The sequence below is a fragment of the Aphanothece microscopica RSMan92 genome (assembly GCF_046613545.2).
Classification (GTDB): domain Bacteria; phylum Cyanobacteriota; class Cyanobacteriia; order PCC-6307; family Cyanobiaceae; genus NIES-981.
Map to the genome: position 1 here is coordinate 1 of NZ_JBKKKY020000029.1, position 19,882 is coordinate 19,882.

Below are 19,882 nucleotides of genomic sequence, written 5' to 3' on the forward strand. Positions count from 1 at the left end.
GTTGCTTCTGGTGCTATGGCCTTGGGGTCCAGGCCCTGCTGGCGAGTGCCGCTCCGTTCGCCGGCGTGCTGCTGCTCACCAATCTGCTCACGGCCTTGAACCTCACCCGGGTCTACCGCTCGGTGTTCCTGGGGGACCCGCTGCCCAAGACCCGCCGGACTCCGGAGGTGAACTGGCTCATGGCCCTACCCATGGTGAGCCTCACGGTCCTGGTGCTGCTGACGCCCCTGCTGATCGCCCGGCTCGATCCGGTGCCGGGGATCGCCTCCTTCTCCCCGGCCGTGGGGGTCGCCGTTGCCGGCAGCGGTCTGCTGGGGGTGGGCATCGGCACCGCCATCCCCCAGGACCAGTTCTGGTCACGCTCGATCGTGCAGCCGCTGCGCCGTGTTCAGGACCTGCTGGCCTTCGACTTCTACACCGAGCGCTTCTACCGGGCCACGATCGTGGCCCTGGTCAGCGGGCTGGCGCGGCTCACCGACTGGGTGGACCAGCGGCTGGTCAACGGCCTGGTGAACGGCGTGGGGCGGCTCTCGCTCCAGAGCGCCGAGAACCTCAAGCTGGGGGTGAGCGGCCAGTTGCAGTCGTACGTGCTCACGGTGATCGTGGCGATCGTGCTGCTGCTGGCCTCGCTGAGCTGGCTGGCCGGGGGGCTGCCATGACCCCACCACCACTTCCACTGCTGACGCTGCTGCTGCTGCTGCCCTTCCTCGGCAGCCTCGCCCTGCTGGCCTGGCCCGGCCAGGTCAGCGCCGCCAGGCTGCGCGCAGGCTGCATCGCCCTGCTGGTGGCCCAGCTCCTGCTCAGCCTGGCGCTGCTGCTGTGGTTCAACCCCGCCATGGGGGGGTTGCAGCTCCAGGAGGTGCACCGCTGGGTGCCGGGCATCGGCCTGGACTACCGGCTGGGCGTGGATGGGCTCTCCCTGCCCCTGGTGATCATCAACGCGGGGCTCACCCTGGTCTCGGCGGTGTGCACGCGGGAGTTCAGCCGGCGCCCCAGGCTCTACTTCGCCCTGCTGCTGCTGATCAGCGGGGCGGTCAACGGGGCCTTCCTGGCCGACAACCTGCTGCTCTTCTTCCTGTTCTACGAACTCGAACTGATCCCCCTCTGGCTGCTGATTTCCATCTGGGGCGGGGCCCAGCGGGCCTATGCCGCCACGAAGTTCCTGATCTTCACGGCGGTGTCCGGAATGCTGATCCTGGGTGCCTTTCTGGGGCTGGCGCTGTTCACCGGCAACGTCGACTTCAGCCTCACGCCGGTCACCACGGAGCGGCTGGCGATGGGCAGCCAGCTGGTGCTGCTGGTGGCGCTGCTGGTGGGCTTCGGCATCAAGATGCCGCTGGTTCCCTTCCACACCTGGCTCCCCGACGCCCACACCCAGGCGTCCACCCCCGTGTCGGTGCTGCTGGCCGGGGTGCTGCTCAAGCTCGGCACCTACGGGATGCTGCGCTTCGGCATGGGCCTGTTCCCCGAGGCCTGGGCAGCCCTGTCCCCCTCCCTGGCGATCTGGGCGGCGGTCTCGGTGGTGTTCGGCTCGCTGGCGGCCATCGCCCAGCGCGACATGAAGCGGATGGTGGCCTACAGCTCGGTGGGGCACATGGGGTACATCCTGCTGGCGGCGGCCGCCGCCAGCCCGGTGGGCCTGCTGGGCACCGAGTTTCAGATGGTGAGCCACGGGCTGATCTCCGCCCTGCTCTTCCTGCTGGTGGGCATCGTCTACCGCAAGACCGGCACCCGCGATCTGGAGGTGCTGCGCGGACTGCTGAACCCGGAGCGGGGGTTGCCGCTGACCGGGTCGCTGATGATCCTCGGGGTGATGGCCAGCGCCGGCATGCCGGGAATGGCCGGCTTCATCTCGGAGTTCCTGGTGTTCCGCGGCAGCATCGCCACCTATCCGCTGCCCACCCTGGTCTGCATGGTGGGATCGGGCCTGACGGCGGTGTACTTCCTGCTGCTGGTCAACCGAGCCTTCTTCGGACGCCTGGCCATCACCCCCCCCGGGGATCCGGTCCAGGACGCGCGGCTGGACGTGCAGCTGGTACCGGTGGCCCCCCGGGAGACGGTGCCCGCCATTGCCCTCGCCACCGGGGTTGTGGTGATCGGCCTGGCCCCCGCCGCCCTGGGCCGGCTAAGTGAGGCCACCACGGCCGCCATGGCCGCCCTGCCCTCCCTGGCGGCGACCCTCAGCACCGGAGGCGTGGGCTGATGCCGGTGATTCCCGCCAAGCTCACCTTCGATGGGGGCATGCCCACGGCCGCCGAACTCACCCGTCAGTTGCTGAGCGGCGAAACCCTGCTGGCCGAGCGTGGCGATCACCTGCTGGAGGTGGTGGGGGTGCTGGAGAGCTATGGCGAGGTGCTGGATGCCTACAGCATCAACCTGATCTTTCAGGCAGAGCGGCAGTTCCTCAACCCCTTCCCGATCTTCAAGTATCTCGATGGCGATCCCAGTCCCCGGCGGATCTGGCGGAACCTCAACCACGACCGGATCAACTTCGAATACGCCGAATACTGCATGAAGACCATGCTCTGGCATGGCACCGGAGGCCTGGACGGCTACCTCGACTCGGAGGCGTTCGCCGCCAGCTGCCGCATGATCATCGCCCGCAAGCGGCGGCGGGATCCGCTGCTGGCCCTGCTCGATCCGCTGTTTCCGGCCTTCCTGCCCGAACTGATCCGCACGGCGGCCACCACCCATGCCCTGGGCCAGTTCTGGCGGGTGATGAGCGATCTGTTCCTCGACCTGGCCCGGGCCGAGCGCCAGGGCACGGTGCGCTCGATCGCGGCGGTGGTGGACTTCATCCGTGACGGACTGGTGGCAGCGGCCGCCCATCCGATCACCTACGCGGTGGAGCTCGACGGGGAGCGGCTGTGGGTGCTGCCGCCCGAGGCCGGCCTGACCTTCCTGGTGGACGTGGCCGTGCCCTACGTGGAGGCGGTGTTCCTGCGCGGCACCCCCTTCTTCGGCACGGTGAGCTTCAACGCCCAGGCCCAGCAGATCTCCCCCGACCAGGCCCAGTTCGCCTACGGCGCCCTCTACGCCGATCCCCTGCCCACGATGGGCGCCGGCATCCCGCCGAGCCTGCTGATGCAGGACATGTACCGCCACCTGCCCAAGCCGCTGCATGACTGGTACCTCGAGCGCACCCGGGGGGAAGGTGACATCCGGGTCAAGATCTGCTGCAGCTTCCAGAAATCGATGTTCTGCGTGACCAATGCCGCCATCAACGGCACGATGCCCCATCCGCTGGACAGTCCCGATCCGGCCCACCGGGCCGCCAATCGCGCCCATGCCGCCGCCTGGGCTGCCCGGCTCGCCTCCAGCCGCACCAACTGCCTCTCGGGCCTGACCCGAACGCTGGCCTAGGGTCTCGGAATGGACCAGACCTGGACTCCCCGTCCCAAACCCGAGCGTGCCGAGCGGCTGGAGCGGCGCATTGAATTCGCGGACTATCCGGCCACCCGTGACTTCCTGGAGCGGCTGAACGACCTCTGCGAGGCGGAACAGCGCTTTCCGGACATCAGCTTCGGCCGGACCTACGTGAACCTCACGCTCCGGCCGGATGGGGACGACGTGCCCATCGGAGAGGAGGAACACCGCTTCGCCGCCGCCATCGACGCCCTGACCACTCCCTGACACTGCCCCTGACACCACCGCTGGGCCCACCCATGGACACTGACGGAGCCCCCCGCCCCAGCGCCGCCCAGCCGCCCGACCCCGGCAGGTGCGTGGATCTGCGCGAGGCCTACGAGGGGGCCGGTGTCCAGGAGGTGCTCGACGAACTCGACCGGGACCTGATCGGTCTCCGGCCGGTCAAGGCCCGCATCCGCGAGATTGCGGCACTGCTGGTGGTGAACCGGGCGCGCCAGCAGGTGGGGCTGGAGACGGCGCCCCCCTCGCTGCACATGTCCTTCACGGGGCGACCGGGCACCGGCAAGACCACCGTGGCCGAGCGGATGAGCAAGATCCTGCACGGCCTGGGCTACGTGCGCAAAGGGCATGTGGTGACGGCCACCCGGGATGATCTGGTGGGCCAGTACATCGGCCACACGGCACCCAAGACCCGGGAGATGCTCAAGAAGGCCATGGGCGGCGTGCTGTTCATCGATGAGGCCTATTACCTCTACCGACCGGAGAACGAGCGGGACTATGGCGCCGAGGCGATCGAGATCCTGCTGCAGGTGATGGAGAACAACCGCGATGACCTCGTGGTGATCTTCGCGGGCTACAAGGACAGGATGGACGTGTTCTACCACTCCAACCCGGGGCTCTCCTCGCGGGTGGCCAACCACATCGACTTCCCGGACTACACCGCCGGGGAACTGCTGGCGATCGCCCAGCTAATCCTGGCCTCGGAAAATTATCGCTTCAGTGACTCCGCCCGGGCCGCCTTCGCCGAATACATCCAGCGGCGCATGCAGCTCCCCTTCTTCGCCAATGCCCGCTCGATCCGCAACGCCATCGACCGGGCCCGGATGCGCCAGGCCAACCGTCTGTTCTCCCGGATGGGAACGGCACTCACCCGGCAGGATCTGATGACCCTGGAAGCCGAAGACATCACCGCCTCCCGGGTGTTTCAGGGCGAGGTGGAGGGGCTCGACCCCGCCCAACCGCTGACCTGAGCTGACGGATCAGTTGGGGAAGGGATTGACGCTCGGATAGGCGGGCGGCCGGCGGGTGCCCCCTTCGATGCGGGTACCGCAGGTGATGCCGCCATCACTGTTCGTACGGCAATTCTCGGGCTCCACCCGGGCGCCGGCCGGTGGCGGCGCGCCACGGCGCTGCCAGGTCTGGCTCTGGGCCAGCAGGCTGAGTGGGCACAGGGCCAGGCCGGCCCAGGCCAACAGCACGGTCGCGAGGCTGCGCATAGAAGGGAAAAACGGGGTTTGACCTTACCCGCCTGCACGGCCGGAAAGGGCCTCTAGGGTCGGGAGGATTTTCCAACAGTCCTGTGTTCCAGCCGTCCCGCCTCTCCCTGGTGCTGGCCGTGGCCCTGTCCGGCGCCTCCGTCGTCCTGACCGGCGCAGCAGCCTCCCACGCGGAAACCTGCACCTTCCTGCAGCCGATCGGTGGCGATGGCACCAGTCCCATCGTGTCCAAGACCGTGGGTAGGGCCAAGCTGCTCGGCAAGACGAACTGGAACACCGACTTCGTGGTGGACCAGCCCTACACGAGCTACAAGTTCTTCTTCACCGCCAACTCCTCCGATGCGAGCGCGGAATACCCGGTGGAGGGGTACATGAAGTTCACGGATGGCTCCAACCTGCAGGTGATCAACACCACGATGAATCCGCCGATCGGCAAAGGGCAGGAGTTCGGTCCCTTCCAGGCCGTGCCGGAAAAGCAGGCCAGCCAGATGAACTTCAAGGTGGGGGCGAGCAGCGATCCCGGTGCCCTCGGGTTCAGCTACCGCATCTCGGTGCAGGGCTGCCTCTGAGGAAGGCGGGCCGCGGGCCGGCCTGAGCGCGCCCGGCGGGCTCAGCGGCGCTTGCGGCAGTCGATCTGCAGCAGGTCGCGGACCTGCTGCACCTGCCGGGCCAGCACCGGATCGGCATTGAGCTTCTTTTCGATCTGCTCCACCGCGTACATCACGGTGGAGTGGTCCTTGCCGCCGAAGACCTCACCGATGCGGGGCAGCGACAGGTTCGTGTTCTGACGCATCAGGTACATCCCGACCTGGCGGGCCTGGCTCACGGCCCGCTTGCGGCTGGCACTGCGCATCTCGTCCGGGCCCACACCGAAGACATCGGAAACCTTCTCCAGCACCTGCTCCGGCTTGACCTCCACGTCGCGGCCGGCGGGATCGAGCATCGGGGCCACCGATTCCACCGTCATCGGCAGCCCGGTGATCGAGGCGAAGGCCACGGCCCGCGTCAGGGCCCCCTCGAGTTCGCGGATGTTGGAGGTGAAGCGGCCGGCGATGAACTGGATCAGCTCCCGCGGCAGGGCCATCTGCTCCTGCTCGGCCTTCTTCTGGAGGATGGCCATGCGGGTCTCCAGGTCCGGCGACTGGATGTCGGCGATGAGGCCCATCGAGAAGCGGGAGATCAGGCGCTCCTGCAGGCGGGGGATCTGGCTGGGGGGGCGGTCCGAGGCGATCACGATCTGCCGGCCGGCCTCGTGCAGGGCGTTGAAGGTGTGGAAGAACTCCTCCTGGGTGTACTCCTTGCCCTCGATGAACTGGATGTCATCGACCAGGATCAGGTCCGCGGCCCGGTAGCGATCCCGGAAGGCCTGCATCCCGTCCTGGCGGATCGCCTGGATCAGGTCGTTGGTGAAGGTCTCGGTGGAGACGTAGAAGACCTTGGCCTCCGGATTGATCTCCAGGCGGTAGTGGCCGATCGCCTGCATCAGGTGGGTCTTGCCCAGACCGACGCCGCCGCAGATGAACAGGGGATTGAACTCCCGGCCGGGAGCCTCGGCCACCGCCAGGGCAGCGGCATGGGCCATGCGGCTGTTGGGGCCCACCACGAACCGGTTGAACACGTAGCGGCCGTTCAGGCCCGAGCCGGGTGCCGGGCGCCCCTCGCCAACCCGGCGGCCGGCGGACCCGTTGACACCGCCATGGCCATTGCCGCTGCCGGGGGCATGGCCGCTGCCGGCTGCATGGCCACTGCCGGAGGGCGTGCCGATGGCCGGGGGGGGAACGATCAGGCCGGCGGAGGCGTCGGGATCCGCCGCCGCCGCCACGGTGACCTGGAGGGGACGCCCGGCGATCTCGCTGGCCACCGCCTCGATCGTGTCGAGGTAGTTCTTGCGAAGCCAGCCGCAGGCGAAGCTGTTGGGTGCCAGCAGCTGGAGCCGGCTGCCCTCCAGGCCCTGGCAGCGGGCGGGCCGGATCCAGGTCTCGAAGGTGGGTTTGCTGAAACGGCCCTGGAGGGCCTCCTGAACCTGGTGCCACAGCTGATCTCCCTGCTGCACCGACGGCCCCCTTCCCGGGTGCCGAATATACGCAGATCAGCGGGCCTGAGCGGTCTTAAATGGCGCAATCCCACCCGGACGTCCCACCCCCGATGCACCGCCGTCCCCACTGGCCCAGCGCCGGTCTGATCGCCTCGTTGCTGCTGCTGTCGGGTTGTGCCAATGGCCTCCCCAGACTGCCGGACCTGCCAGGCCTGCCGGGGCGGCAGGAACGGGGAAATGTGCGCATCAGCGACGCCCCGCCGGCACCGCCGCTGCAGCCCAGCAACAACGTCATCGTGGACGCCGTCGAGAAGGTGGGCCCGGCGGTGGTGCGCATCGACACCACCAAGCGGGTGATCAACCCCCTGGGCGGCCTGTTCGGCCGGGGGCCCACCATCCAGCAGCAGCAGGGGCAGGGCTCCGGCTTCATCACCCGCTCCGACGGGGTGCTGCTGACCAATGCCCACGTGGTGGAGGGTGCCAGCGAGGTGAGCGTGACCCTCCCCGACGGTCGCAGCTTCACGGGCAAGGTGCTGGGCAGCGACCCGCTCACGGACGTGGCGGTGGTGAAGGTGGTGGCCACGGATCTGCCCGTCGCGCCGCTCGGGGATTCCACCAGGGTGCGGCCGGGGGAATGGGCCATCGCCATCGGCAACCCCCTCGGCCTGGACAACACCGTCACGGCCGGGATCATCAGCGCCATCCAGCGCACCAACGCCGTGGGCGAGGGCCAGCGGGTGCCCTACATCCAGACGGACGCCGCCGTGAACCCCGGCAACAGCGGCGGCCCGCTGATCAATGACCGGGGCAAGGTGATCGGCATCAACACGGCGATCCGCCAGGCCCCGGGGGCGGGACTCAGCTTCGCCATCCCGATCAACGTCGCCAAGCAGATCGCCGCCCAGATCGTGGAGCGGGGCTACGCCAGTCACCCTTACATCGGGGTCCGGCTCCAGGCGCTGACGCCCCAGCTCGCCCGCGAGATCAACGCCACCACCGACGAGTGCACCCTGCCCGAGGTGAACGGGGTGGTGGTGGTGGATGTGATGCGCGGCAGCCCCGCCGCCCAGGGGGGGCTCAAGCCCTGCGACCTGATCGAGAAGGTGGGCGGCCGCGGCGTGCGCAACCCCTCGGAGGTGCAGCTGGCGGTGGATCAGGGCCGGGTCGGCGAACCGCTGGCCGTGGTGGTGCGGCGCGGCAGCGGCACCACCACCCTGACCCTGCGGCCCGCCGAGTTGCCCCGCCAGGAGTGATCACAACGGGCCCACGGGCCCGCCTGGGGGGCCCCCAGCTCGTGGTGATGGCCCGCTGGCCGGCCGCGGGGCGGTGCAAGAGCCGGCTGGCGGCAGGCCTCGGAGCAGGCCGCGCCGCCGCCATCCAGCGGCAGCTGAGCGACCACACCCTGGCGGTCGCCCGCCGGGCCCGGGAGCGGATCGGCTGCCAGCTGGTGCTGGCCGTGCATGGCCTGGGTGCCCGGGCGAGCCGGCGCTGGGGCCTGGAGCTCGGCTGCGATCGGGCTGTGGCCCAGGGCCGCGGCGGGCTGGGCCTGCGCATGCAGCGGCAGATGCTGCGCGCCCAGGGCGAGGGGGCGGGGCGGGTGGTGCTGATCGGCAGCGACCTGCCCTGCCTGGAGAGTGCCGATCTGGAGGCGGCCTTCGAGGCGCTCACGGCCGCCTCCCTGGTGCTCGGACCGGCGGCGGATGGGGGTTACTGGCTGATCGGCCTGGACCGACCGCGGCCCGGCCTGATGGCGGGGATGCCCTGGGGCAGCCCGGCTGTGCTGGCGCACACCCTGGCGGCGGCGCGGGATCTGGAGCTCAGCCCGCGGCTGCTGCGCCAGCGGCACGACCTGGACCGGGCCATCGACCTGGCTCCCTGGCGCTGAGCCATGGCCACTCCCCAGCCCTGGCTGAGCGTGGTGATCGCGGCCCGCAACGAACGCGAGCGGCTGCCGGCCCTGCTGGCCCAGCTGGCCCACCAGTCCCTGCTGGTGCGGGAGGTGCTGGTCGTGGACGGGGGCAGCAGCGATGGCACCGAGCAGCTGGCCCGACTCGCCGGCGCGCGGCTGCTGCGCTGTGCGCCCGGTCGGGGCCGTCAGCTGGCCCTGGGGGCCCGCGAGGCGCAGGGGCCCTGGCTGCTGCTGCTCCATGCGGACGTGCGCCTGCCGCCCGACTGGGCCCCGCGGGTCGGCCGGGCGCGGGGTCGCCGCAGCGGCGTCGTCTGGTACTTCGACCTGGCGATCGGCAACCGCCACCCCGCCCTCCGGCTCGTGGAGGGGGCCGTGGCCCTGCGCAGCCGACTGCGGCAACTGCCCTATGGCGACCAGGGTCTGCTGCTCCCCCTGGCGCACTACCGGGCCTGCGGCGGCATCCGCCCCATCCCGCTGATGGAGGATCTGGACCTGGTGCAGCGCCTGCGCCGGCGGGGCCGGCTGCTCAGCCTCGGCACCGCCCTGCAGGTGGACGGACGGCGCTGGCGGCAGCGGGGGATCTGGACCACGACCCTCTCCAACGCCCGGCTGCGCAGGGCCTGGCGGCGGGGCGAAGATCCGGAGGCCCTCGCCCGGCGCTACTACGGGACACCGTGACGGCCGGGACCCTTGAAGGGAGCTGGACTCAGGGGGCGTACCAGATCAGGGGGCGTACCAGAAGGCGCAGCGGCGCTCCAGGGGCTCCAGTTCCCAGCCCTGGGCCTGGTAGAAGCCCACCACCTCAGGATCGGCGAACAGGCTGACCCGATCCAGCTCGAGGGCGCGGAGCTGGTCGAGCACGTAGACCATCAGCGCCTTGCCCAGCCCGACGCCCTGGTAGTGGGGGTGCACCGCCACATCCCAGACGGTGGCCTCCACCACGCCATCGCCGGTGCAGCGGGCAAAGCCCACCAGCTTCGGCAGGCGGGGATCATGGCGCCAGAGCCCCACCCTCAGCAGGCTGTGCTGCAGGGCCTTGCTCACCCGGCGCAGGGGGCGGCGGCTCCAGCCCACCGCATCACAGAGCTGCTCCAGCTCGTACAGATCGATCTCCCGCTCGGCACTGAGCACCAGATCGATCTGGGGGTTGGGCGTCGGACAGAGCCGATGCTGCTCCCCGTAGAGAGTGGTGAGGAGCTCGGCCGGAACCACGGACAAGTGGAGGGCGGGATGCCACGATCCTGCCTGATGGCAGCAGCTTCCGCGCAACTGCAGATCGCCGAAGGGCGGTTTCCGGCCGGGCAGCGGCCCCTGCTGGTCGCGTTGCACGGCTGGCTGCTGGCCGGCCGCCTCTGGGATCGGCTGGCCGCCGAGCTCGAACCCGATTGGGAGCTGTGGGCACCCGACCTTCCCGGATTCGGGGGTCGGGAGCGGCCGAAGGGTCTGCAGCCGAGCCTGGCCAGTTACGGCGCCTGGGCGGCCACGGAAAGCCGCCGCAGGGCTGGCGACGGACGGCCGATCGTGCTGATCGGCCACTCCCTGGGGGGCAGTGTCGCCCTCCATGCCGCGGGGCATCTGGATGGTCAGCTCGCCGGGGTCATCCAGATCGCCGTGGGGGGCGGGGTGTACCAGCCCCGGCCCTTTGCCCAGGTGCGTCGCGGCGGTGCAGCCTTCCTGCGTCTTCGCCCCCGCTGGCTGCTGCATGTCCCCGGCAGCGATGCCATCCGGAGTCCGCTGCTGGCCGATCGGCGAGCGGCCCAGGGACTGCTGGCCTGCAGCATGCGCCGCAGCGCCGTGCAGCAGCTGCCCGGCCTGACGGCGGCCCTGCGGGTGCCCAGCCTGTGGATCGCCGGCAGCCGCGACCAGGTGATGGCACCGCGCTACGTGCGCCATCTGGCCGGCTATGCCCAGGGGCACGACCTGGCGATGCTCGAGGGTGCCGGGCACCTGCCGATGCTGGCGCGGGTCCGGGATCTGGGGGACGTCATGCGGCCGTGGCTCGAACAGCTGCCTCCACCCTGGAGTGCCCTGCGCCCGCTGGATGGCGGCGGGGGCCGGCCCTGAGCCGAAGCTCAGCATGATGGAGCCCTGGCGATCCGATCCGGCCCGCATGGAGCTGCCCTGCTTTCACCTCTCCATCCCGGCCGAAGACCTGGATGCCACCGCGGCCTGGTACGGGCGGGTGCTCGGGTGTGTGCCGGGACGCCGCAGCGAGGCCGCCCTGATCCTCGATCTCGGCGGTCACCAGCTGGTGGCCCAGCGCTGCGTGGAGGCGCCGCAACAGGACCAGCGGGGCATCTATCCCCGGCACTTCGGCCTGGTCCTGCCGAGCCTGTCGGCGTGGGAGCAGCTGCGCGATGCCGTGGCGGCTGCCGGGGAGAGCTTTGCGGTGGAGCCGAAATGCCGCTATCCGGGAGGCCCGCTCGAGCACCGCAGCTTCTTTCTGCGGGACCCGAGCGGCAACTGGCTGGAGTTCAAGCACTACACCCATGGGGAAGCCGTGCTCGGCTGCAGGGAGCAGGCCGCGGTCGGAGATCCTGACTTCCGCTGACCCCGCGGGGGCTCAGAGGGCCGCCAGGCCCCGCTCCTGCAGGTCCGCCAGCTGGGCGTAAAGGCCGCCCGCCTGGCGCAGTTCGCCGTGGCTGCCCTGCTCGATCAGCCGCCCCCGCTTGAGCACCAGGATGCGATCGGCCGCCTCGACGGTGGCGAGCCGGTGGGCGATGACGATGGCGGTGCGCTGCTGCAGCAGGCGATCGAGATCCCGCTGCAGGGTGGCTTCGGTGGCGGGATCCATGAAGGCGGTGGCCTCGTCCATCACCAGCACCGAGGGGTCCCGGATCGCCACCCGGGCCACCGAGAGCAGCTGGCGCTCACCGGAGGAGAGGTTGCCTCCCCGCTCGCGCAACTCGGTGGCCAGGCCATCGGGCAGGCGGCGCAGCAGTTCCACCAGCCCCAGCTCCGCGCAGAGGCGTTCAAGGTCCTCGGTCGTGATCGGGGCATCCAGCCGCAGGTTGTCGGCCACATTGCCGCTGAACAGGAAGGTGTCCTGCAGGACCACCCCGAGCCGCTGGCGCAGGGTGGGGATGGCCAGTTCGCGGATGTCGATCCCATCCAGCAGGATCCGACCGCGCTGGGGCTCGTAGAGGCGGCAGAGCAGCCGGATCACGGTGGTCTTGCCGGAGCCGGTGGGACCCACCAGGGCCACGTGCTCACCTGGGGTGATGCGGAAGGAGAGATCGGTGAGGATCGGATCGTCCTCCCGGTAGGCGAAGGAGACGTTCTCGAACACCACCTCGCCGGCGCTGCTGCGCTGGCGGCTCGAGCGCACCGCCGCGGCCGAGCGCTCGGCGGCCGGCAGGTCCTGGATCTCGATCGGCTGCTCCAGCAGTTCGCCGATCCGCTCGACGGCCGTCAGACCGCCCTGAATCTGGGTGAAGCGCTCCGCCAGCTGGCGCAGCGGGTCGAACAGCCGCTGGGAATAGAGGATGAAGGTGGTGAGGGTGCCCAGGCCCATCAGTCCGCCGCTCACCATGGCGCCCCCCAGGGCCAGCACCAGGGCGACGGCGACCAGGGCCACCCATTCGATGAAAGCCGAAATGGCGCTGTCGAACAGGATCGTGCCGGTCACCGCCTTGCGGTACGCATCGGTGGTGCGGCCAAACCGGGCGCTGTTGACGGCCTCCCGCCGGAACATCTGCACCACCTCCAGACCCTGGAGGTTCTCCTGGAGATCGGCATTCAGCTGGCTGAGCTCCTCCCGCACGCGGTAGTTCGCCCGGCGGTAGCGCCGCTGCAGCCACAGCATGCCCAGCACCACCGGCACCTGGGAGGCCAGCAGCAGCAGGCCGAGTCGCCACTCGATGCTCAGCATGGTGACGGCGATCACCAGCAGGGTGACCAGATCGGCCAGCACCCCCACCGCGCCGCTGCCGAACACCTCGGCCAGCGCGTCCACATCGCTGGTGAGCCGGGTGAGCAGCTTGCCCACGGGCGTGCGGTCATGGAAGCGCAGCGACAGCGCCATGGCATGGGCGAACAGGTCGTCGCGGATGCGGGCGGTGAGGCGTTGTCCGACCGCCTGCACGCTGTAGGTCTGAAGACCCTGCAGGCCCAGCCGCAGCAGCACCGCCCCCAGCAGGAGCAGCACCAGCAGGCGCAGGGCCTGGGCCACCGGCATGCCGGTGAGCCAGGCCATGGTGGGTTCACCCCGCAGCACGGCGATGGCCTGCCCCACCAGCAGGGGCTGGATGGCGGCCGCGGTGGCCACCGGGATCAGCAGCAGCAGGGTGAACAGCAACCGCTTGCGGTCACGGCCCAGGTAGGGCAGCAGGCGGGCCAGCCGTTGGCGATCGAGCCGGGCCATCAGGCCACCGCCGCGGGAACCGGGGCCACCGACACGGCGGCGATCCGGTCGACGATGGCCTGAAGCTCGCCGCCATCGAGCCGCAGGGCCAGGGGATGGCCCACCAGCCGGGCGGTGGAATGGAACAGATCCTCGATGGCGACCAGGCCGTTCTCCTCGAGGGTGCGGCCGGTGGCCACCAGATCCACGATGGCCTCGCTCATGCCGGTGATCGGGCCCAGCTCCACCGAGCCGGCGAGGTGAATCAGCTCCACCGGCAGGTCGAGGGCCTCGAAGTAGGCCTCGGCACAGCGGGTGAACTTGCTGGCGATGCGGCAGTGGGCGGGCAGATCGGCGGCCCGTCGGTAGGGGCTGCTGGCCTTCACCGCCACGCTCATGCGGCAGCCGCCGAAGCCCAGATCCACCAGCTGGGCCACGGGCAACGGCTGCTCCCGCAGCACGTCGTAACCCACCACACCGAGCTGGGCCTGACCGTAGGCCACGTAGACCGGCACATCGGCGTTGCGCACCAGCAGGGCGCGGGCGGTGCCGCAGGCACTGGGCACCATCAGCTGGCGGTTGCCAGGCTCGAGCACCGCCGCGAAATCGAGGCCCGCCGCCGCGAAGCGACGGACCGAATCCTTCAGCAGGGCACCCTTGGCGAGGGCGACGGTGATCATGGCTGCCCTCCGTTCAGGACTCGCACCCAGGGCATGGCTGGCACCCGGGTCACGGCTCGCACCCCGGTCATGGCTGGCATCCCGATCATGGCGGCCCTCCAGCGATGGTCATGGCCAGCAGGGATCATGGAATGGTGCTGCAGAGCGGACTTTAACGATGGGCCCGATCCCCCGAGAGCCCCTGGAGGTGGTGCTGCTGCCGGTGCTGCACGACAACTATGTGTTCGTGCTCGCCCGGGGCGGCCGGGCCGCGGTGGTGGATCCGGCCGTCGCCCCACCGGTGGTGGCGGAACTGGAGCGGCGGGGGCTGGAGCTCGAGGCGATCCTCCACACCCACCATCACAGCGACCACATCGGCGGCACCCCGGCGCTGCTGCGGCGCTGGCCGGACTGCGCGGTGATCGCCGCCGCCGCCGACCGGGAGCGGATCCCCTTCCAGACCCGGGGGGTGAAGGGCGGCGATCGCTTCACCCTGCTGGAGGAGCCGGTGGAGGTCATCGCCGTGCCGGGCCACACGCGGGCCCACATCGCCTACTGGCTGCCGGCCAGCGGCCACCTCTTCTGCGGCGACACGCTGTTCGCCGGAGGCTGTGGCCGGCTGTTCGAGGGCACGCCCGCGCAGATGCATGGGTCGCTGCAGCGGCTGGCGGCCCTGCCCGAGGCCACCCAGGTGTGGTGCGCCCATGAGTACACCGAAGCCAACCTGCGCTGGGCCAGGGCCGTGATCTCCCCAGCCGATGGGGCCGCAGCGGCGATTGCCCAGCGCCTGGCACGGGTGCGGCAGCTCCGGGCGCAGGGGCAGGCCACGGTGCCGACACGGGTGGGCGAAGAGCGGGCTACCAACCTGTTCGTGCGGGCTGCCTCTCCGGAAGCGCTGGCCACGCTCCGGCAGCACAAGGACCACTGGAGGGGGTGAGGCCGGGGCCAGCTCAGGCGACCTGGAGGGGCAGGCGCAGGGGAAACAGCAGAGCAGGGTGACCGCGCCGCAGCCGCAGGCGGCAGCGCTGCCCCCGGCCGTACTCGAATTCCAGCGGCAGCCGCAGGCGCAGCTTGTCGCTGCCGCACTGCAGCTGGTACAGCCACTCGCGGCCCAGGAATTCCCGGCCCAGCACCCAGGCCTCTCCCATGGAATCCGGCACCAGCTCGATGGCTTCGGGGCTGATCAGCACCTCGTGGTCACCGTGCCCGCCCAGCCCGGCGTCGGGCGCCTGCTGGCCCTCCGCAGGGTGGAGATCGCCCAGGGCGGTGCGCACCAGACCCTGCCGCAGCTCGGCGGGCAGCAGGTTCGCCTGGAGCACGAACCGCCCGACAAAGGCAGTGGCCGGATGATCGACCAGCTGGCGGGGGCTGTCGCACTGGTGGAGACGGCCCTCCCTGAGCACGGCCACCCGGTCACAGATGGCCAGGGCCTCCTCGGGGTCGTGGGTCACGATCAGGCCGCTGGCCCCGCACTGGCTGAGCACGGCCGGCAGCTCGCTGCGCAGCCGCAGACGCACCTCCACGTCCAGGTTGGAGAAGGGCTCATCGAGCAGCACCACGGAAGGGCCCGGCGCCAGGGCCCGGGCCAGGGCGAGGCGCTGGCGCTGGCCGCCGGAGAGCTCATGGGGGTAGCGGTGCTCCAGGCCCTCCAGCCCCAGCAGTTCCAGCAGCCAGGCGGCACGGCTGCTGTCCTGACCGCGGCGCAGCCCGAAACAGGCGTTGCGCCAGGCGTCGAGGTGGGGGAAGAGGGCGTAGTCCTGAAAGACCATGCCCACCCCGCGTCGCTCGGGCACCAGCCAGCGGGAGGGCCCCGCCACCTGGCGGCCGTCGATCAGGACGGCCCCCCGCTCCGGTCGCTCGAACCCCGCGATCAGGCGCAGCAGGGTGGTCTTGCCACAGCCGGAGGGGCCCAGGAGCCCCATGAGCTCACCCTGGCGCAGGGCCAGGTCAATGCCCTGGAGGGTCCAGCCGTCGGCCGGGCTGTTCGGATAGCGGTGCCAGAGGGCCTGCAGCTGCACGTGCTCGCGCTGCTGCAGATCGGCGGGGATCAGCTCGGCAAGGGGCGTGGCGATCGGCGGACGGCCGCGGCGGACCATAGGCTCAGGCCCCATCCTGACGTGGCATGACCTCTTCTGAGCAGCGGAGCACTCCTGCGGAGCACAGCCCCGTCGACACGGCCGTGAACACTGCTGTGAACACCGACGCGGCTCCCGCACCGGTGGGCCCCTACAACCAGGCAGTCCGGGCCGGAGGTCTGCTGTTCTGCTCCGGCCAGATCGCCCTCGACCCTGCCACCGGCGCGATGGTGGGCAATGGCGATGTGGCGCTGGAGACCCACCAGGTGCTGCGCAATCTGGTGGCGGTGCTGGCCGCGGCGGGTGCGAGCCCGGCCCAGGTGGTGCGCACCACGGTGTTCCTGGCCGATCTGGGCGACTTCGCCACGGTCAATGCCATCTACGCCGACACCTTCGATGGTCCGGTCGCGCCGGCACGGGCCTGCGTGGAGGTGGCGGCGCTGCCGAAGGGGGCGCGGGTGGAGATCGACTGCATCGCCGTGCTGGGCTGAGCCCAGGGAGCAGGGCTCAGGAGGGATCCCAGGAACCGTCGGCCTGGGGCTGGGGCTCGACCGGGCATTCCATCAGGGTGGAGGCCACCTGATCGACCTGGCTGAGCCGGGCCAGGATCGCCTGGAGGTCGAGCGGCGAGAGCTCGCCATCGCCCTGCCACTTCATGCAGGTGCTGCCGAGGCAGGTGCCATCCACCGGCTCGGGAACGGCTGGGGGGCGACGCTGGTCATCCATGGATCCGCCCATGTCCTGATATCCACACTAAACCGACTCCGGGGTTTGCGGACGTGCTTCTCCAGGGATGCATCTGGTCACAGTTCGGTTCAGCGCCAGTCATGGAGCAGACACACACGCTGGCTTGATTGGGGTCATCCCCAAGCGGGGAGATCGTCCTCACGCGATGGCCACCATGACCAACCCAACCCTCTGCTCCCGTGTGCTGGCCCTGCTGGGCGGCACCGGGCTTCTGGCCCTGATCGCCGCCCCCTCGGCGGCGCTGGCGGGCCCCGGCGGCTGGCGGACAGCCCAGCAGCCCGCCTATGTGCTGCTGCCGGCCCGCCCGGTGCCCACCCGCACCGTGGTGCGGACCGTGGAGCGCTACCCCCAGCCCCGCTACGTGCAACCTGACTACGTGCAACCGGGCTACGCGCAACCGCGTTACGTGCAGCCCCGTTACGTCGAGACCCGCTATGACGACCGGCGCTACGACGACAGGCGCTACGTCAACAGGGCACCCCAGCGCTACGACACCTACGCCGTTCAGACCGTTCCCTACCGGCGCGAATCGCGGATCGACCAACTGAAGGCCGACCTGGAGCAGGACGCCCGCCGCTGCAACACCGGCCGGCTGGTGGGCGGCCTGCTGGGTGGTGGCGCCGGCTACGTCGCCTCCCAGGATGAAGGCAGGGCCTGGGCCGTGCCGCTGGGTGCCCTGCTCGGCTCCCAGGTGGGCTGCAACGTCGGCGCCGGACGGGGGCCTGCCCCCTGGTAGGGCCGCAGGCGTATGCAGGGAGCTCAGCAGGGGGGCTCAGCCCGGCTGGGCCCAGCCGGCGGCCTGGCGAAGCCTCTCCTGCTCCGCGGCGATCCGCAGGGCCTGCTGGCCATGCTCCAGGGCGAGCCGGGCCTGGGCCCGGGCCGCCTCGCCCACACCCGCCAGGGGCAGCAGGCTGAGGCGGTAGAGCCCCTTCTGCAGGCGCAGCCCAACCTCCAGGGTCGAGGCCCCATCACGTCCCAGGGCCTGGAAGGCATCCTCGAAGAGATCCTCCAGGTCCAGCTCCGGCACCCGGACCCGGTCGTAGCGCGGCGGCCGCGGGGTCTGCCGCTGCCGCTCAGCACAGACCTCGGCCCAGCGGCAGAAGAGCCGCACCAGGGTGCCGATGATGTGGATCGCGGTACCGGGATCGTTGACCGCCGGGGAGAGGGCACGGCTGGCGATCTCCGAAAGCACCACCAGGGCGAAGCGGGGATCGTCATCGAAGGTGCGGCGATCTCCGACCAGGAAGGCGCTCACCAACCGCTCGAGATCCGCCGGGGCTGGGGAGTGGTCGCTGTGGAGGTAGGCCAGCACCCGGGTCGGTGTGACGAACGCGCCGGGCAGGGAGGCCACCTCCACCTGGCCATCGATCTCCTCCGCCAGCAGCTGGAGGGTCCCGAGATCGATGCGTTGCAGATAACCGACCTCGGCGGCCCAGAGGGGAATCGCCCCGACCCCGGCGGGGCTGGCCATCCCGGGATCGGGGGTGGTGGGCAGGGCCCCGAGGCTGGGCTGCAATCCCCGCGCCTCCAGCACCCGCCAGGCCACGGCCTCGATCTGGGCGATGGTGTGGGTGACCCGCCCCAGTCGGGCGATGCGGTCGACCCAGGTGACGAAGCTGAGCACGACCACGGCGAACACCAGAGCCGTGAGCAGGAACAGGGCGAAACGCCCCGTGCGGCCATAGAGACCGTTGAGGAGGGCGATCAGCGCGACGATGCCGAAGATGAACGCCCCGATGAAGGTGGAGAGGGCGTACTGGGAGATGTCATCGGCCACCACCACGGCAAAGGCCCGCGGGGTGGCGACCGTGCCGGCGGAGGCGTAGGCCGAGAGCATCGAGCCGGCGGCGAACACCGCGATCACGAGCATGCTCGAGGAAATGATCCTGAGCAGGGTCTCGAGCGTGTCGGCGCTGATCTCCGGGAGAGGGGCCGCCGGGGCCAGGTGGTCGGCCAGCGCCGCCAGGGCCACCCCCAGCAGGGACACCAGGCAGAGCAGCAGGGGCTTGACCCAGAGCTTCTCCCCCAGCCGGTTGAGGGCGAAGACCAGACGGCCCCAGAGGCTGAGGGCGATGGGATGGGGACGGTTCATCGGCTGGAGGGGTGGCCGCCCCACCGAGCTTCTGCGCGTGCCGTCAGCGGCAGGCCGGTTTCACGATGACACAGCCATGCCGCGCTGACACAGCCATGCCGATGTCACAGGCCCAGGTCGCTCTGGTCGCCGCGTTCGCAGCAGATCTCCCCATCCCACCGCCTGCATGGACCCTCACGCGGGGGACCAGGCCGGCCCAGTCCCCCGGACAGTGGGGCGGACAGTGGGGCGGTGGCTCCGGCAGGGTGAGGGTCCACCGCGCCAGCCGCCGTGCTCGCTCCCCTGTCGATCCTGGCCGTGATGGCCCTGGTGGCCACCCTGCTGAACCCCGGCCGCGAGGACTTCGCCTGGTTTCTGCGCCTGCGCCGCCCGGCCTGGCTGAGCTTCGAGGGACTGATCCCGTTCATCTGGATCGCGATCTACGCATGCTTCTACGGATCGGCGCTGCTCAGCTGGCGCGCCAGCGGCAGCTGGCCGCTGATGCTGGGCTATCTGGTGCTGCTGCTGCTCGTGCAGAGCTACACGCTGCTGATCTGCCGGACCCGCAGCCTCCGCAACGGCACCGTGGTGGGGTTCGCCGGCTGGGTGTGGGGCCTGGCCCTCACCATCGCCGTGGGCCCCGTGAGTGCACCGGGCTGGCTGCTGCTGGTGCCCTACCTGCTGTGGAGCCCAGTGGGCACCCTGGTCACCTGGCAGATGCAGCGCCTCAACCGCTGAGCGGCGAGGCCGCAGACCGCCGATCAGGGCGCCGATGATCCCCACCACAAGATCACCGATCAGGCCGCAACCGCCCCCCTTGACCAGCACGCCGGCCAGCCAGCCACCACACCAAGGATCAGGAACCAGATCACTGTCATGCACCCAAGGGCCAGGTCAGGCCATACGGACCGCTGCAACGCAGTGACCACCGCTACCAGCGGCAGCCCGATTGGCAGAGCTGCCAACAAAGCGTGACCCGGGCCCGGCCGCGGCTCCCGGCGCCGGACACAACAAAGCCCGGAGTGGAAACTCCGGGCTCTTGTCTGCTCAGCCGTGGTGCCCACCGGGAGGTTGGGGCGCAGCTGTGCGGTCGATCAGATCGTCTGATGTTGGGGTCTTCAGTTGGGGGGCGGAGCTGCCTGGCGATGGCACCTGGGGCCATGGCTCTAGTGGGGCTTT

General features: G+C 70.5%; 22 protein-coding genes and 1 pseudogene. 15 read left to right on the plus strand and 8 right to left on the minus strand.

Annotation, left to right across the window (positions count from 1 at the left end):
- The 5 genes and pseudogenes from ACLD7X_RS09525 to cbbX form a co-directional block, all read left to right on the plus strand.
- Positions 1-659: pseudogene (locus tag ACLD7X_RS09525) on the plus strand (NAD(P)H-quinone oxidoreductase subunit F); the annotation flags it as partial.
- Positions 656-2,203 (plus strand): NADH-quinone oxidoreductase subunit M, encoded by a 1,548-nt coding sequence (locus ACLD7X_RS09530; RefSeq protein WP_411423378.1) that lies wholly within the window; start codon positions 656-658, stop codon positions 2,201-2,203. The pseudogene ACLD7X_RS09525 and the gene ACLD7X_RS09530, both read left to right, overlap by 4 nt.
- Complete coding sequence (locus ACLD7X_RS09535) at positions 2,203-3,363, plus strand: CO2 hydration protein (protein WP_411423379.1); 1,161 nt, start codon at positions 2,203-2,205, stop codon at positions 3,361-3,363. Before ACLD7X_RS09530 ends, ACLD7X_RS09535 begins: the two co-directional genes overlap by 1 nt.
- 9 nt (positions 3,364-3,372) lie before the next feature.
- A complete protein-coding gene (locus tag ACLD7X_RS09540; RefSeq protein WP_411423380.1) occupies positions 3,373-3,633 on the plus strand; it encodes a 4a-hydroxytetrahydrobiopterin dehydratase in 261 nt (86 codons plus the stop codon).
- Between the two features lie 32 nt (positions 3,634-3,665).
- A complete protein-coding gene (cbbX, locus tag ACLD7X_RS09545; RefSeq protein WP_411423381.1) occupies positions 3,666-4,619 on the plus strand; it encodes a CbbX protein in 954 nt (317 codons plus the stop codon).
- Between the two features lie 9 nt (positions 4,620-4,628).
- Here the strand turns inward: cbbX and ACLD7X_RS09550 are convergent, their stop codons facing one another.
- Entirely contained in the window at positions 4,629-4,865 is a 237-nt protein-coding gene (locus tag ACLD7X_RS09550; RefSeq protein WP_412007062.1) for a hypothetical protein, read from the minus strand.
- Between the two features lie 83 nt (positions 4,866-4,948).
- On the opposite strand from ACLD7X_RS09550, the gene ACLD7X_RS09555 reads away from it, so the two are divergent.
- A complete protein-coding gene (locus tag ACLD7X_RS09555) occupies positions 4,949-5,434 on the plus strand; it encodes a hypothetical protein (RefSeq protein ID WP_411423383.1) in 486 nt (161 codons plus the stop codon).
- A 41-nt stretch (positions 5,435-5,475) separates the two neighbouring features.
- Here ACLD7X_RS09555 and dnaA read toward each other — a convergent pair whose 3' ends face one another.
- Positions 5,476-6,918, minus strand: coding sequence for a chromosomal replication initiator protein DnaA (gene dnaA / locus ACLD7X_RS09560; protein ID WP_411423384.1), 1,443 nt, complete (start codon positions 6,916-6,918; stop codon positions 5,476-5,478).
- Positions 6,919-6,977: 59 nt separating this feature from the next.
- On the opposite strand from dnaA, the gene ACLD7X_RS09565 reads away from it, so the two are divergent.
- Genes ACLD7X_RS09565 through ACLD7X_RS09575 form a run of 3 tightly spaced genes read left to right on the plus strand, consistent with a single transcriptional unit; the run spans position 6,978 to position 9,487 of the window.
- Positions 6,978-8,153, plus strand: coding sequence for a trypsin-like peptidase domain-containing protein (locus ACLD7X_RS09565; RefSeq protein WP_411423385.1), 1,176 nt, complete (start codon positions 6,978-6,980; stop codon positions 8,151-8,153).
- Positions 8,150-8,785: a TIGR04282 family arsenosugar biosynthesis glycosyltransferase gene (locus ACLD7X_RS09570; protein ID WP_411423386.1), complete on the plus strand. Its 636-nt coding sequence runs from the start codon at positions 8,150-8,152 to the stop codon at positions 8,783-8,785. Before ACLD7X_RS09565 ends, ACLD7X_RS09570 begins: the two co-directional genes overlap by 4 nt.
- Before the next feature lie 3 nt (positions 8,786-8,788).
- Complete coding sequence (locus ACLD7X_RS09575; RefSeq protein WP_411423387.1) at positions 8,789-9,487, plus strand: TIGR04283 family arsenosugar biosynthesis glycosyltransferase; 699 nt, start codon at positions 8,789-8,791, stop codon at positions 9,485-9,487.
- Between the two features lie 45 nt (positions 9,488-9,532).
- Here the strand turns inward: ACLD7X_RS09575 and ACLD7X_RS09580 are convergent, their stop codons facing one another.
- Positions 9,533-10,021, minus strand: coding sequence for a GNAT family N-acetyltransferase (locus ACLD7X_RS09580; RefSeq protein ID WP_411423413.1), 489 nt, complete (start codon positions 10,019-10,021; stop codon positions 9,533-9,535).
- A 36-nt stretch (positions 10,022-10,057) separates the two neighbouring features.
- Between ACLD7X_RS09580 and ACLD7X_RS09585 the strand changes: the two genes are divergently transcribed.
- Complete coding sequence (locus ACLD7X_RS09585) at positions 10,058-10,873, plus strand: alpha/beta fold hydrolase (RefSeq protein WP_411423388.1); 816 nt, start codon at positions 10,058-10,060, stop codon at positions 10,871-10,873.
- A 13-nt stretch (positions 10,874-10,886) separates the two neighbouring features.
- Positions 10,887-11,360, plus strand: coding sequence for a VOC family protein (locus ACLD7X_RS09590; protein WP_425625143.1), 474 nt, complete (start codon positions 10,887-10,889; stop codon positions 11,358-11,360).
- 12 nt (positions 11,361-11,372) lie between these two features.
- Here the strand turns inward: ACLD7X_RS09590 and ACLD7X_RS09595 are convergent, their stop codons facing one another.
- Both ACLD7X_RS09595 and hisG read right to left on the minus strand, forming a co-directional pair.
- Positions 11,373-13,172 carry an ABC transporter ATP-binding protein gene (locus ACLD7X_RS09595; protein ID WP_411423390.1) on the minus strand — a complete coding sequence of 600 codons (1,800 nt, stop codon included), beginning with the start codon at positions 13,170-13,172 and terminating at the stop codon, positions 11,373-11,375.
- The gene (gene hisG / locus ACLD7X_RS09600; RefSeq protein WP_411423391.1) at positions 13,172-13,831 is read right to left on the minus strand and encodes an ATP phosphoribosyltransferase; all 660 of its coding nucleotides are present in this window, start codon (positions 13,829-13,831) and stop codon (positions 13,172-13,174) included. The genes ACLD7X_RS09595 and hisG overlap by 1 nt, the downstream gene beginning before the upstream one ends.
- A 157-nt stretch (positions 13,832-13,988) precedes the next feature.
- Here hisG and gloB point away from each other — a divergent pair, with 157 nt between their 5' ends.
- A complete protein-coding gene (gloB, locus tag ACLD7X_RS09605; RefSeq protein ID WP_411423392.1) occupies positions 13,989-14,747 on the plus strand; it encodes a hydroxyacylglutathione hydrolase in 759 nt (252 codons plus the stop codon).
- Positions 14,748-14,760: 13 nt separating this feature from the next.
- Here the strand turns inward: gloB and ACLD7X_RS09610 are convergent, their stop codons facing one another.
- On the minus strand, positions 14,761-15,906 hold the full coding sequence (locus ACLD7X_RS09610; RefSeq protein ID WP_411423393.1) for an ABC transporter ATP-binding protein: 1,146 nt from the start codon (positions 15,904-15,906) through the stop codon (positions 14,761-14,763).
- Positions 15,907-15,932: 26 nt separating this feature from the next.
- Here ACLD7X_RS09610 and ACLD7X_RS09615 point away from each other — a divergent pair, with 26 nt between their 5' ends.
- Positions 15,933-16,376, plus strand: a complete 444-nt coding sequence (locus tag ACLD7X_RS09615; RefSeq protein ID WP_411423394.1) for a Rid family detoxifying hydrolase — start codon at positions 15,933-15,935, stop codon at positions 16,374-16,376.
- Between the two features lie 16 nt (positions 16,377-16,392).
- On the opposite strand, the gene ACLD7X_RS09620 is transcribed toward ACLD7X_RS09615, so the two are convergent.
- A complete protein-coding gene (locus ACLD7X_RS09620) occupies positions 16,393-16,611 on the minus strand; it encodes a hypothetical protein (protein WP_412007064.1) in 219 nt (72 codons plus the stop codon).
- Between the two features lie 175 nt (positions 16,612-16,786).
- On the opposite strand from ACLD7X_RS09620, the gene ACLD7X_RS09625 reads away from it, so the two are divergent.
- Positions 16,787-17,368, plus strand: a complete 582-nt coding sequence (locus tag ACLD7X_RS09625) for a hypothetical protein (protein ID WP_411423396.1) — start codon at positions 16,787-16,789, stop codon at positions 17,366-17,368.
- Between the two features lie 36 nt (positions 17,369-17,404).
- Here the strand turns inward: ACLD7X_RS09625 and ACLD7X_RS09630 are convergent, their stop codons facing one another.
- On the minus strand, positions 17,405-18,724 hold the full coding sequence (locus ACLD7X_RS09630) for a DUF2254 domain-containing protein (protein ID WP_412007065.1): 1,320 nt from the start codon (positions 18,722-18,724) through the stop codon (positions 17,405-17,407).
- A 270-nt stretch (positions 18,725-18,994) separates the two neighbouring features.
- Here ACLD7X_RS09630 and ACLD7X_RS09635 point away from each other — a divergent pair, with 270 nt between their 5' ends.
- Positions 18,995-19,441 carry a TspO/MBR family protein gene (locus ACLD7X_RS09635; protein WP_411423398.1) on the plus strand — a complete coding sequence of 149 codons (447 nt, stop codon included), beginning with the start codon at positions 18,995-18,997 and terminating at the stop codon, positions 19,439-19,441.
- The last annotated feature ends 441 nt before the right edge of the window (positions 19,442-19,882 follow it).